Source organism: Cohnella endophytica, from assembly GCF_003628305.1.
GTDB classification, from domain to species: domain Bacteria; phylum Bacillota; class Bacilli; order Paenibacillales; family Paenibacillaceae; genus Cohnella; species Cohnella endophytica.
Genome location: NZ_RBZM01000003.1, coordinates 200,700 through 214,171 on the forward strand (window position 1 = coordinate 200,700; position 13,472 = coordinate 214,171).

Genomic DNA, 13,472 nt, shown 5'->3' on the forward strand with positions numbered 1-13,472 from the left:
TTTGGCAAAAAGGAGCAGTAGCTGCATTACCCGGCCTAGTTTGGGAACTTCATGCTGCCGATTCGATTGGGAGGAGATCCGTCGTGGACGAAGTTTCAACCTCGGTAGCCCTATGGGCTGCAAAGGATCCGGAGCGAGCCGCAGTTATAGATGATCATGCAGCCCTTACGTATGGAGTTTTGGACGAGCGGGCCAACCGCTGGGTTAGCGCTTTGCAAGCGGCCGGCGTTACGCCGGGCGATGGGGTTCTGCTGATGCTTCCCAACCGAGTCGAGTTTATCGAAGTGTTGGTCGCAACCATACGGGCGGAAGTCGTGCCGTATCTCATGAATTCCAATGCTGCCTATTATACAGCCAATGATGTTATCGATTTGGCGGTTACAACGAATGCCCGACTGTTAATTACAACTCGAGAATTCATGAGGGAATTGAAACTCCATAAGGAGGCTCCATTCAGGCTTTTGTGTATAGATGAGGTTGACGTTTCCGAATATCCGAACAACGCAGTGCATTTGACCGGGCGGGGTACCGACATTGTGTTCTTCACATCGGGAACGACCGGAACCCCGAAAGGAATTTTAGTCGCCAAATCCATCTTTAATTTGAGGCTGTCGGCAAGCAGTCACGTGACGAAACCGCGTTTTCATTTGTTGATACAACCGCTCGCTTTCCGCGGCAGTATGACAACAGCATGCAACATCCTTCAAGAGGGCAATACGGTCGTAGTAGCCAGGCAATCCACCGCAATTTGGATGGATTTGAATGAACGGTATCCCATTTCTTTCATAAATCTCGGTCCGAGCGACCTCATGAGATGGTTGGATGACATGGAGCGGATAGGAGCCAAGTTTCCGTCCTCTGTGAAACATATCATGACAAACGGCGAGCCGCTGACGAACGCATTAAAATCGAGAATAAAAGAACTGCCGTCGCACGTACGGGTCACCGATTTATACGGTACCAGCGAAGTAGGAATGATTACGATGATCAATGACGACGAATGGGCCAACAAGGAAGGTTCATGCGGGAAACCCGTCTTTTTCATCACGGTTAGAATTGCGGACGAGAATAATAGGGACCTGCCTGCAGGAGAAGTTGGAGAAGTATGGGTCAAGACGCGTTACCGGATGAAGGCTTATTATGGCGATCCGGAGGCGACAAGTAAAACTTGTGTAGGCGATTTTGTGAGAACCGGGGATATGGGCTTTCTCGACGAACAAGGTTATTTATATTTGTGCGGTCGGAAGCACGATATGATCAAACGAAGCGGATTTCGGATTTTTCCCGGAGAGGTGGAGAACGTGCTGCAGGAAGCGAGCGGCGTCGAAGATGCCGTTGTCGTTGGCATCCACCATCCCGAACGCATGCAGGAACCGATCGCCTTTATCCGCATTCGCGAACCGATGGATGCCGAATCTGAAGCGAAGAAGAAACGAGAAATCCTTGCGTTTTGCGCAAGCCGTCTAGCCCGTTATAAAGTCCCCGCCTACGTTTGCTTTGTTGAGGAAATTCCGCTGAATGCCGCGGGTAAGGCCAACCGCCTTGAACTAGCACAAAGATGGCGCGACCAATTGTAAGCGGCTGACGCCGGAGGATCTTCGAAATGCCGGCGGATATCGAATATAATGAGCAAAAGCCCTAGGCCGGTTGCCGGTCTAGGGCTCTTTAATGTTGTTCTACGCATAGGGTGGTTTGCCTTTCACATCTTCTGCTTGATGAGATGGCGGTACTTGGGGTCCGCTGTTTGCGTTAACAGCATACTCCAACAGAGCTCGGCCTCCTGCAGCCGGTCAGTGCGATGATAGGCATCGCCAAGCTCATAGATCAGCTTCTCGTACTTTTCTTTGGGAATGCTGCCGGGGGTGTGCAATTCCCTATCGATTAGAATAAGATAATCTTCGATTGCCGTTTCCGTCCGGTGGAAAAACTGCTCCGGAAGATGATAAGAAATGCTGCCGCGCAGCATTCGAATCCTATTGTCCAACGGCGAGGATGCTACCGCTTCATCAAGTAGCTTCAATCCGCGGTTCGCCCATTGAAAACGTATCATCGGGTTTGATTCATCGCGAGCGATCAACGACATGATGCTTCCGTGAAACGCGACTGCAATCGGGTGGTCGGGATAATCTTTACGCAATTGCTCGAACACGATGTTGGCTTCCCGGACGGCGTCCGCGTCCCCGATGAGCCCTTTATTATGCAGATCGACAGCGCTGGCCAACCGCTGCTCGAATACGGCTTGTTTAGACTCGTCCGGGACCTGTTGCGATTGTTCGTTATGCGCCTGCTCCGACGAATGATTTGCCAATCTGAAGCACCATCCTTTGCCTTATGTTTTTCCAAGTTAGTGTTGTTCGCTCCCAGAAGGCATTCGTTTTGCCGCCTAATTGAAATTTGAGTTTTCTTGCATGTTTTTATCGTTATGCTTGATCGGTTCAACCGGCCATACCTCGGATGCAGGAACATCTTTCGCGTCACTCTCTCCGTCTGGCGTCGACCGCAGTAGCGAAAGCAGCGTATCGCCTTTTCTGTATGCTTTCACGATCATGATTACCGTTGCAATAATAACGAACAACAAAATAAATACCGCAAAAGATATTCCAAAGACGAACAATAGCGTTTCAGTTTTGCTCGTCTCTTTCTTCTTCATGTTCATCTCTCCCTTTTGTTCACAAATTCGATTACCACTTCTCATTGTATGGTGAACAGGCCTTTGAAGTGTTGGGCATCTGCTATGAACTGCTAGAGAAGTTCCTATTAACGCTCCTATGAACGCATAAAAATGAGGAACGAAGGCAAGCTGACGGACTTGGAACCGTGTGAATGCATGCAACAGGAATTCGATGCCGTTAAAGCAGGCAAACAATCCGTATCGGAGGCGTTAACGAAGCTTCAAACGATCGGTCAGGAGATGCTTGGAACACAATCGGCTAATAATTGACAAATTTTTAGTTGACGGACGAATATTGTTGTTTATATAATAAATTATCTAAATATTGGATGTTCACGCGAGGAAGCACCCGCAGACGTTTTAACCGACGCCGGCCGTGCTTTCTTTTTTTATTTCCATTTTGATAGAAGTGGAGTGAGGCAGCAGCAAGCTGAATTTCTAATTCCCATCATAAAAGGAGTGTAATTAATGAGAAGGATGCTTTCATTGTTCGTTGCGATCGCGATTATGTTGGTGAATATTCCTGCCTATGCGGCAGCGGCGGACAAGCCTATGTTTAAGGATGTTCAGTCTTCTCACTGGGCTTATGCGTCTATCGTTCAAGCCGCGACAGCCGGATATGTAAAAGGGTTTCCGGATGGGACGTTCAGGCCTAATGATCCCGTGACGGCTTCTCAATTCATGGCCATGTTGGTGTTGTCGCTCACCGAGAAGGATGGAAGTGGAGATATTAATTGGTCTAAAGAAACGTTTGCTAGGGTTCCGGAATCCAGTAAAGAAGTAACTTTTTATGGTGTCAAATTCGACTTTTCATTAGGCAAACCGTGGTACATCAACTATGTAAACACATTAAAATACTTGGGTGTAATAAGCGGCGAGTTTAACGGGCGTTTTGAAGAAGCATTAACGCGGGAGCGCGCAGCAAGCATTTCAAACCATATGGCTGAACATCTTGATGACTTTATACTAGATTCCTACGCTGAAGTAGCTACATCTCAAATCAAAGACAATGCTAAAATCGATACGTTTTCTCGTGCTTCTGTCGGTGCGACAGTAATAAGAGGACTTATGACAGGGTTTTCTGATGGAAACTGGCAGCCTAAAAAAGTTGTTACTCGCGCAGAAGCAATTGCGATTATTGAACGCGTGAAAAATCCATCCCTGCGTTCTCCTCAAATACCTAATATGTCGGGAAAATTCTACTCCGATGTTCCATCTTATGAATTCACAGCACTAAAGCGAATTGTATTTCCGAATTTGGAGATGAAAAAAGCTTATGAAACATTGACTGGTCAACTTGCAAACTTTAATGGTACTTCATTAATTGATAGTGGAAAGCTATGGTACTACAAAGATGAGAAAGAGAAAGAGAAAGCGAAACGGAAGTTATTTTATTTCGAAAAATTCGCTGATCCAGAGCAATATTATGATGTAGTTTTTAACCTAAGCGGAAATTCCTATTATGTAGGATTGAACATTGAAAAGGATGGAAGCATTAATAGAGCGGCTACGCCTGTAAATGATCTACTTAAGGTCATCTTTAACACTGCAGATGCAACGACCGTTAGTAAATTGATTCTTAATAGTGCTACTCCAAGTGGGACGAAAGTAATTGGAAAACGTCAGATTGTTATTAATAATCTAGGCAACATTTTAGCGGTTACCATCTCAGCATATCCAGACAGCAAGTGAGGTGGTTTCTGTGAAAATAATACATAAGAAAAAGGAACTGGTCTTTGTTGTTCTCTTCTCAATATTGTTAACGCTTATTCCAACATTCCCTAATATCACTTTTGCCGCAAAGAGTAAGGAGGAAATCTGCTTAGATACAAATGCGGGCGTTACGCCGCCGCCTGGTTTCCCGAAATGTAGCAAAGCAAATGATGGTGGGGAATCGTATCCTTTTAATCAGTATTTATTTGATCGGTTCGGTAGAATCGTTTATGTCCAGAAGGATAGTAGCGGTAAACCAGTAATGGAAAGCATTACCGAAAATCGAAAAGGCAACGGGTTTAAGCGTGGGTGGCAAGATCCGGAAACGATCGACCAATATCCGGACGGAGCCACGCGAAGTAAAGATAACAAGCATCCTGCGTTTCCGATTGGAAATCCTTACGGCGAGTATCGTTATTACGGGTATGACAGGTTTGGTGTATTGTTCTCAAATCCTTTTTTCATTAATGATGCCATTACTTACTCCGACCCAAACAAACGCGATTGGGTATTCAAGCCTTGGACCAGCTTGCTTACTTCAGGGAGATCGGATCGCCCAGGTACAATGAGTCCAATCTTAGCGAAAGGATTTGGAGGTGAAGATACTGATTTTGTATATAAAACTAAAGAAGGTGTGACAACAGCAAATAAATTAATTAAATCCCCCCAAGTCCAAGTACAACAAGCCGCTACTATAGGAGGAAAGGAACCAGACACGCTACACAATTTGTTCGATTACATGTACGTAGAACAAGATCCGACCGTATGGGCAGAAGGTTTAGGTCGAATGTGGCATAAGAAATCGGACGGGGCGATCTGGTATCAGACCTTCGTGGTGCCGAAGACGTCCGGTAAAGATATGCCGGGGAATCTTCCTGATATTATTGTGACGAAAGCAGAGACGGATCTGAACAAGTGGTCGGATGAAGAAACCTTCAAGTTTAACATTCAAAGTAATTTGAAAGATTCGGACTATTATAACGACCGCTATAAAAAAGCACTGTATTACACGCGTTATGATCTGAAGCCCAAAGAAGAATGGAAACTTGAAGTGAAGATCGCGTATCCTGGCGGACAATTAACGACGATGGCCACTCGCTCTGCGAGTAAAGACGGCGATCTAAACTACATGAATGAAAAGTATGTTGCGTACGCCAAAGATGTCCCTATTAAACTTAATAAAGGTACATTGAAGGACGGCGATAAGATCACTTACATCTTGGCATCAACGTCTTGCTACCAAGATCCGGAAAAAGGGAAATTATGCGAAACCTATGAAACAGTCTCTAAAACGGTCACTCTAGGAAAGCCAATCATCGAAGAAGTCATTCCGGTTATTAAAGAGAACTCAACGCCGCTTGAATGTAAGCCAAGCATCGGAGAACATGCATTTGATATCGTCCCGTTTGCGGACGCTTCCGACGGTACGGACTTGAGTAAGGTTAGCAAAAGAATCGTAAAAGTAAATGGCGCGGAAATAGACGCAAATGAGTTTTTCGCCGGCAAGTATGTATTCGGCGATGATGCGGACGGAGTGAATCGTATTGATGTGGCTTGGATACCCAATGGACCTCAAACCGGATGCGTGTCCACGGACTGGGTACTTGTCCATGATACGAAACCGCATGCCTTTTACAAACTTTTCGGAGGGACGTACAAAGAGAATCGTAAAATGACGATCGACGATTACTCGACGATTCCGGACGCGAACGATCAATACGTTCTCGCCCGCTATCCGATCACTCATTACGATTGGGCTTGGGGTGCTTCGGCAGGCAGCGACAGCGATCGTAAAATGAAAATCGATCAAACGCTGCACAAGGAATTTTTGTACAAGAGTCCCGGAGAATACGAAGTCAGATTAACCGTTACAAATTCGCTTGGGCGTACTTCGGATCCGTTCGTCATTACATTCTCGGTTATTCCGGACTACGATCCGGCTATTATTATGACTCCGTATTCTAGTCAGATTGCCCGCGGAGAGGACTTGCCTCTTTATTACGAAGCAGTCAGCAACGACGGGGATATCATCACTAAGAATAGCTTCGAAGTTTATTATGACGAGCGTGGAGATGAAACTTATACGAAGCTCATCGACTCCTTTGAAGGGGCGATAACGAGTTATAAGCCGAGAATCAACAAGCTTGGTAAGTATCGGATTAAAGTGAAGGTCGAGGAGGAGTACGGACAAGAAACGTTCCCTGAATTCCTGACAGCCGCGGATAAACGAAGCTCTGAGCAGCAGGTTGAATTCGAGGTAGATAATTACTTGCCTTACTCGGACCTCTATACGGATATTCCTTCGATCCGGCAACAGGTCGATACTTGGTTCCTGCTAGATAAAAACCTAGAACAAAGCAAAATTAATTACGTGAACGCAAATCCGATTACGATAAACAACCAGCTTCGCGTAGAGGGCATCGATCCCGAATTACGGGTATGGGATATGCACACGTATACCCATTATGACACGACGTCTCAAGTCGTCTATACGGGTACAAGACCATCTAGCAACCCGAGTTTAAGCGTTTATTCCTTTTGCAGTCCGACGAACTATTGCGGAAGCCTGCCGCTCGTAAGCGAGAATAATCAGCCGTATTCGCATGATTTCGGATATTACGATACCAAAACGGAAAGTAAATCCGTTTCAGGTACGTGTCCTACGGCGCTTCAAGGTACTTATGACAGTGCGGGTCATTGGGGTGGGGGACAAAATCCGAATAACTGTCCAGGATCACAACCTTATAGCGATGGCGATGGTTACAGCGGCACAATGGATAGAACCGGAACTAGCGGTTCAGCATGTCCTTATATGGGTACGCCGGGATCCTCTTGTACTTCCTATTTCGTTGCTAGTTATAGCGGTACTGCTACGAGAACGGTTTCCTTCTGGGTACCTAATATCCGGTTAGTAGACGATTGGTACGGTACATATACCGGAACGATATCAAAGGATATAAGACAGCCCTTCGTCAATTCTTTCACGCGAACTACATCGGAGAAATATGTCATTTATATCTCGGATGGTGCAATCAGCGAACTAGCCGATTTCAAGAAGGCGATGGCTCAATCCGACTCTAAAGCGATTGTTGTTGGCGCACCGGCTATTAAAACGCAGACGGTCTATGATTATTTCATCGAGAACAAGGGACAAACGATCGAAGCGATCATCCAGAGCATCGTCGATTATATCGCCTCGCATAATCCGCCGACCGCATCGCAACTCGTGCTAGTCAATGAGTCGTTTCAGCTGTTTACGTCCGAGAATGACGTGGAGAATGATCCGATCGTGAAGAGAGAAACGATGTACGTCCATAATGAGAGCTACTTCGACAATTCGATGGGCCATGCGTCCTTCGCGCTAAGATCGGGTGATGATCCGATATGGTCGAATGAAACGCTTCGGACAAGCTTTGCGCAGACGGGAGAGTACCGAATTTTCCGCCGCGTTAAAGATCGGCCGGACACCGACCCGGCATTCGCCAAATACTCGTATTATTCCAATGAAGCAGAAACGATCGTCCGCGTTCACCGCAAACCGATTGCCCTAGCGACGTTGGATTGGACGTACGCGACGGGTTGCGCTTGTTACGAGACGACATGGGTCGATCAGTCTTATGATCTGGATCATAACGTAAGCGACCCGATCGCGAAGGGAATCGTAGAACGTAAAATCCGGTATCGAAAGGACGGGGGAGAATGGTTTTACAAAATACCGGACCGATTGGAGCCTGGAACATACAAGCTGGAGTATTTCGTGAAGGATTTGGAAGGCGTGTGGTCGGATCCATTCCTCATGAACTTCACGTTGGCGCAATCCCCTCCGCCTCAACTGCAAGCTAAGCTGAAATCGACCGATCCGACGTTTACGATCGCAAGCGGCGTTCCGGCCAGCGAAACCGTGACCGGTTACGGTCTGTGGACGCGATATCCGTTTTCCGTTGATCTTCAGTTCATGATGGGAAGCTATATTAATAAAATCGTTCCCTACTATACGGGAGTCAAATCCGGGAGCGATATCGCTTGGACGGACGTAGTTACGACGATCCCGGCGATGACTCCGGACGGGATATACCCTTATCGTATACGGGCGAACGGTTCAAGCGGTGTTTTCGAATACAAGGACTTCACGGTAAAGGTGTTGACTCCGATCCAGCTTGCGCCGGCGATTCTCGATGCGGAGGGTGCTGCGACGAATACGGTCGTCGTAGGATACCCGTTCAAGCTGACGGCCGATACGACGGAATATCCCGACCAGACGACCGTCATCGCGTTCAAAGGAAAGTCGTTTCAAAGAACGCTTAGTCTCTCTGGGCAGGTATCATCAATAGCGGGCGTAGGCAGCAAACAATGGAGCGTTCCGTTTACCCCGGTCGGAGCTATTCCGGACGGTACCTATACGTTCGAGTGGACTTCGCGAACGCCCAACGGCAATAGCGAAACAAGGTCGCTTCAGGTTCAATTGGTAAACAATACTCCTCCTTTCGGAGACTTCAAGCATTACACGTATGACGCCAACGATACCGGAATGCCGATCTACGAAGGGGACTTGGTCCATATTCGTTCCATCGGGCTTGGAGACAATGAACGAGATCCTCTAACCGTTCACTATAGGATTACAGATCCTTCAGGAACGATTCGATATGAGGAAACTTTTAATACGGTGTATCCTTATGTATCCGTGGGACCGGATTACCGGCTCCCTGAGGGTGCCGCCGCAACTGGAACATGGACGATACGACAATCGATCAGCGACGGTAAAGCCGATCCGGTCATACGTAACCATACGATGCTTGTAAGAGGGCTAGGTGTTCAAGGTTACGTTAAACATACCGATGCGTGGGAAGCTAACCGACTTCATTACAATGAGAAGCATCCCAACACGCAACGTCCGGCTCATTGGTTCTGGGCAGGAGAAGCTTTCGTGCTGGAATCGACGGTAACCGATACGGGATCCTCCGGAACGATACCGCTAACGGTGAAGGCCTTTGCCTCGGCCGAACTCAAAAAAAGCTTAGCAAAGTCGGCGCCAGGGTCACCTTTGTGGAAAGGTCTGCTGAGGGAAGCGGATACTCACATTATCTTCGCGGAATTGCCGGAGGGAGCCTATTCTTTCGAGTTTACTGTCACTTATAGCAACGGAGTTACTAAAACCTCAGTCGTAATGATCCAGATTAAAGGCACAACGGACCAATACGTACAAGTCCATCGCATCCAATGATCGCATGATTAACTAGAAACAGGCTAAGCGCCCTTTCTCCCGATTACCATCAGGAAAAAGGGCGCTTTTTTTCAGTGAACGCCATATACCGACTCCATTTCGATCCGTTGCAGGATGTCCTTCACCTTGTGAACTTCCGATTTGTTGCATATGAGTAATCCAAACTCCGTATGAACGACAATCGCATGGTCCAATCCGATGACAATCGTCTGTTTATGATCGGAGATCACGGTGGTGTCCGTAGTATTTAGAGCATGAATGTTCCCGTGAAGGAGATTTCCGTCCGAATCTACCGGATAAATGCGTTCCATAGAAGACCATAATCCGATATCGTCCCATTTAAACCCGACGGGAATGCAATAAATCTCTTCGGCTTTTTCCAAAATCGCGTAGTCGATGGAGATCTTCGGAAGCTCCGCATATCGTTCCTTGATCAATTCCGCCGAACCGGTAAGTATCGACCACATCGATCCATGATACTCCATCATGTAATGAGCTATTGTAGATGGCTTCCAGATGAAAATTCCACTGTTCCAAAACATATGTTTTCTCTCAATGAATTGTTGGGCTTTTTCAATAGAAGGTTTTTCGAAGAAATGGTTAACCTTGTAGATCCCGTCCTGAGTCTCTTCTGATTGAGTTTCAATATAACCGTATCCGATTTCCGGTCGCGATGGCGGAACGCCAAGAGTGACAATGCAAGCGGATTGTTTAGCTTTGCTCTCCGCGGCATCCAACACGCGACGCAATTCGGATGTATCCGAAATATAATGATCCGAGGGCATGGTCACAAGAACTTCATCGTCACCGTGATTCAAAAAATTTGAGGCGGTTAATGCAATGCAAGGACCGGTATCTCTAGGCATCGGCTCAACAATAATCTGCTCTTCGGAAAGCCACGGCAACTGTTCCTTAACGGTCTCCACATATTGTTCGATCGTAGCGACGAAGATGTTCTTGGGAGGCAGCCATTCTTGGAAACGCAAATAGGTTTCCTGGATCATCGTTCTTTCCGAAGTTAAAGCGAGGAATTGCTTCGGTATCGCTTTAACGCTTTTGGGCCAAAACCTGGTTCCAGAACCTCCGGCTAATATGATGATCTTCATCTATACACTCCCTGACATTTAAACTTCTACGTATTCTATGAGTAGAAGGACAATGATTCATGGAGTAATGCACCGTACTCATACAAATTGGCGAATGACCGTAACCGTTTTAAGCTCGTATCATCGTCCATCGCAGCAGTAAACCAGATTGAGTCAAGCCTGAGCCGAATCCGTATAGCGCCATCAGTTGTCCGGATTGAAGCTTTCCTTCCTTAAATGCAGCATCGAGTGCGAGCGGAATAGAGGCAGCGGAAGTATTGCCATTATTGACGACGCTTTGCAAAGCCTTCTCGGGAGTCAGCGCCAATCTTTCGCAGATTGCTTCGATCATCCGTAGATTCGCGCTATGCGGCACGAACCAATCTAGATCGTCGAGCGTCTTTCCCGCTTGGGTGAGTAAACCTCGTACGCCTTCGGGAACGACGGTTAACGCCCACTTGTATACTTCCCTGCCGTTCTGAACGATATTGCCTTCGTCGTTGCAATATACATGTATGCCGCCCGCTCCTTCCGTGTCTGCATTCGCCGCGAGGAAAGACCCGACTTCGTCGTCCGCGGCTGCTTCAACGAGCACCGCGCCGGCTCCGTCGCCGAATAAAATGCAAGTCGATCGGTCGGTGTAATCCGTCATTTTCGTCAGCGTCTCCGCTCCGATGACGAGGACTTTGCGATAAACTCCCGACAATAGGAGTCCGTTCGCCAATTGGAGAGCGGAGACGAAGCCGGCACATGCTGCGCTTAAGTCGATGGCGAAGCTGTTACGGGCGCCGATCGCTTGTTGAACCTGCGAGGCAACGGAAGGAAAAGGTTTGTCGGCAGTGGAAGTGGCGACCAGTATCGCATCTATTCCGTGAGCTGCTGCAGGAAAGCGTTCAATGAGGTTTTGCACGGCCGCGATCGCCAAATCGCTCGTAGACTGGCCTTCTGCTGCCTGATGGCGTTGCTCGATCCCGGTTCTGCGTACGATCCATTCATTATTCGTCTCCACTAACCGTTCCAGATCCTCATTCGTTATCAATCGTTCGGGTACGTAACTACCGATCGCCGTTACGCGAGCGCGAGATACAAATGCGGTTTCGGTCATCCTAAACCCTCCTTTATGAAAAAACAATTCATTTTATAGTACATAGTATTAGTACCTGGTATTAATTATTTATGTTACTTCTGTCTGGCTGAAAAGTCAATTGGGTGGTGTCAGAATTGTAGAGAAAGTTTGCAGAGTTTGTTATAGAAAGCGGTCATAAATACAGAGAATATACACAGTTCGGTATTTTTATTCATTATTTTTGGGGCGAATACATTATCTTATTGGAAAGAAGCTGATTTAACGCGTAGCTGGTTTGTATTGTAGTCCGGAAATATACGGTGCCATCGCACTCGTGATTCGCGTCTACTGCAAATTCTTGCCTCCGGATCCTGCAGTGATTTTTGTGGAATCTCTCGCAGAAGAGAAGGAATGACTATTGAATTGAGGCACCTCAACCAAGCTTTTAAGAAAATTAAACAGACTGCAAGGCCTCACGATGAATCCTTTTGAATCAGAAGATTTCGAACTAGCCGCTGAACTCCACAAGGAAACGGAGAAAGGAAATAAGTAAAAGCAAAAATTACCTGCGAAGCAAAAGTTGGAAAAACGATTATTTAAGAAGCGCCATAAACAAAACACGGATCAGCCCATCGGGGGCTGATCCGTGTTTTTAATTCTACCGAAGGAACTCCTTGATAACCACTTTAAGTCTTTTAAATCAGTGCGATTCAATCGTATCAACAATTCGGGGGCGATCCGGACAACATCGCGATCGGCGGACAATCCGCAGGCGGTGGAAGCGTCATGAGCCAGCTCACTTCTCCGCAGAACGAGGGCTTTTTCAAAGGGCGATCGTCCAAAGCGGAATGATTGCGAATCTTTACCCGGGGGCGCTTATGCCTGGATTTCGATATCATTTGGCGGACGCAGAACAGGACGGCGTGGAGTTTTTCCTTATCCGAGAGTATCCACACTTGCGGAAGCTCGTCTGCTGGATGCGGAATTCATTCGCGACAAAGCCGTGGCGTACGGGACGTTCTGGAGTACTGTCGCAGACCAAGCGTTCTGCGTGGACAACCCATTTGAGCGATTCATTCAAAACGAGCACTGGAAGGTGCCAGTCATGTTCGGCCATACATCCTCCGAGTTTTTCAGCGTTCCGAAGGCGGAAACGTTAAAGGAATTAAAGAAGATGGCCGTGGACATGTTCGGTGATGATGCCGGCGCGTATATGGAGCTTTGCGAAGCACGTTGTACCGATATCGAGGAGAGAAAGAAGAGAGCATCCGTGAGCAGCAGCGAATATGCGATTCGCGTCGCCACGCAAGCCAATGCTGATATGGTTGCCAATACGCCAATGTACTATTATGTCTTCGACGTGGAAATACCCGGTTGGGATAATCCCGGTACCTTCCACTCGGTGGACCTCTGGTTTTTCTTCGAGACGCTTGCTAAGTGCTGGAGACCGTTTGTTGGCAAGCATTACGATCTGGCCCGCCAAATGTGCAATTATTGGGCCTACTTCATTCGTTCCGGAGATCCTAACGGACATGACTCGACGGGAGAGGAACTGCCGCGATGGGAAGCCTATTCGCTGACAGCTCCATATGGAATGCTGTTCGCGGACCGTTCCGAGTTCTCAAGAGAAGAGCCGAGCGAGCTCATGAGATTTCTCGTGCAACAATATTTCAAAAAGAATTGGAAGAGAGTTCATGCAGAATAAATCGAAGATTC

10 protein-coding genes are annotated in these 13,472 nt (G+C 47.2%); 6 read left to right on the forward strand and 4 right to left on the reverse strand.

What is annotated here, in order from left to right; all coding sequences use genetic code 11:
* Window positions 1-83 precede the first annotated feature (83 nt).
* Complete coding sequence (locus tag D7Z26_RS06225; protein ID WP_120975199.1) at window positions 84-1,577, forward strand: class I adenylate-forming enzyme family protein; 1,494 nt, start codon at window positions 84-86, stop codon at window positions 1,575-1,577.
* A gap of 122 nt (window positions 1,578-1,699) precedes the next feature.
* Here the strand turns inward: D7Z26_RS06225 and D7Z26_RS06230 are convergent, their stop codons facing one another.
* A complete protein-coding gene (locus tag D7Z26_RS06230) occupies window positions 1,700-2,308 on the reverse strand; it encodes a hypothetical protein (RefSeq protein ID WP_120975200.1) in 609 nt (202 codons plus the stop codon).
* Between the two features lie 75 nt (window positions 2,309-2,383).
* The gene (locus D7Z26_RS06235) at window positions 2,384-2,650 is read right to left on the reverse strand and encodes a hypothetical protein (RefSeq protein WP_120975201.1); all 267 of its coding nucleotides are present in this window, start codon (window positions 2,648-2,650) and stop codon (window positions 2,384-2,386) included.
* A gap of 132 nt (window positions 2,651-2,782) precedes the next feature.
* On the opposite strand from D7Z26_RS06235, the gene D7Z26_RS27265 reads away from it, so the two are divergent.
* The 3 genes from D7Z26_RS27265 to D7Z26_RS06245 all read left to right on the forward strand — a co-directional run bounded on the left by D7Z26_RS27265 (window position 2,783) and on the right by D7Z26_RS06245 (window position 9,605).
* A complete protein-coding gene (locus D7Z26_RS27265) occupies window positions 2,783-2,941 on the forward strand; it encodes a hypothetical protein (RefSeq protein WP_158602217.1) in 159 nt (52 codons plus the stop codon).
* A gap of 198 nt (window positions 2,942-3,139) precedes the next feature.
* A complete protein-coding gene (locus D7Z26_RS27270) occupies window positions 3,140-4,363 on the forward strand; it encodes an S-layer homology domain-containing protein (RefSeq protein ID WP_158602218.1) in 1,224 nt (407 codons plus the stop codon).
* A 283-nt stretch (window positions 4,364-4,646) separates the two neighbouring features.
* On the forward strand, window positions 4,647-9,605 hold the full coding sequence (locus D7Z26_RS06245) for an Athe_2463 domain-containing protein (RefSeq protein ID WP_120975202.1): 4,959 nt from the start codon (window positions 4,647-4,649) through the stop codon (window positions 9,603-9,605).
* 71 nt (window positions 9,606-9,676) lie between these two features.
* Here D7Z26_RS06245 and D7Z26_RS06250 read toward each other — a convergent pair whose 3' ends face one another.
* Both D7Z26_RS06250 and D7Z26_RS06255 read right to left on the reverse strand, forming a co-directional pair.
* A complete protein-coding gene (locus D7Z26_RS06250; protein ID WP_120975203.1) occupies window positions 9,677-10,711 on the reverse strand; it encodes a mannose-1-phosphate guanylyltransferase in 1,035 nt (344 codons plus the stop codon).
* A gap of 109 nt (window positions 10,712-10,820) precedes the next feature.
* Window positions 10,821-11,795: a ketoacyl-ACP synthase III gene (locus tag D7Z26_RS06255; protein WP_120975204.1), complete on the reverse strand. Its 975-nt coding sequence runs from the start codon at window positions 11,793-11,795 to the stop codon at window positions 10,821-10,823.
* Between the two features lie 714 nt (window positions 11,796-12,509).
* Between D7Z26_RS06255 and D7Z26_RS27685 the strand changes: the two genes are divergently transcribed.
* Together D7Z26_RS27685 and D7Z26_RS06260 are read left to right on the forward strand one after the other, a co-directional pair.
* Entirely contained in the window at window positions 12,510-12,608 is a 99-nt protein-coding gene (locus D7Z26_RS27685; RefSeq protein ID WP_233566687.1) for a carboxylesterase family protein, read from the forward strand.
* 199 nt (window positions 12,609-12,807) lie between these two features.
* A complete protein-coding gene (locus D7Z26_RS06260) occupies window positions 12,808-13,461 on the forward strand; it encodes a carboxylesterase family protein (RefSeq protein WP_233566688.1) in 654 nt (217 codons plus the stop codon).
* Window positions 13,462-13,472: the final 11 nt, after the last annotated feature.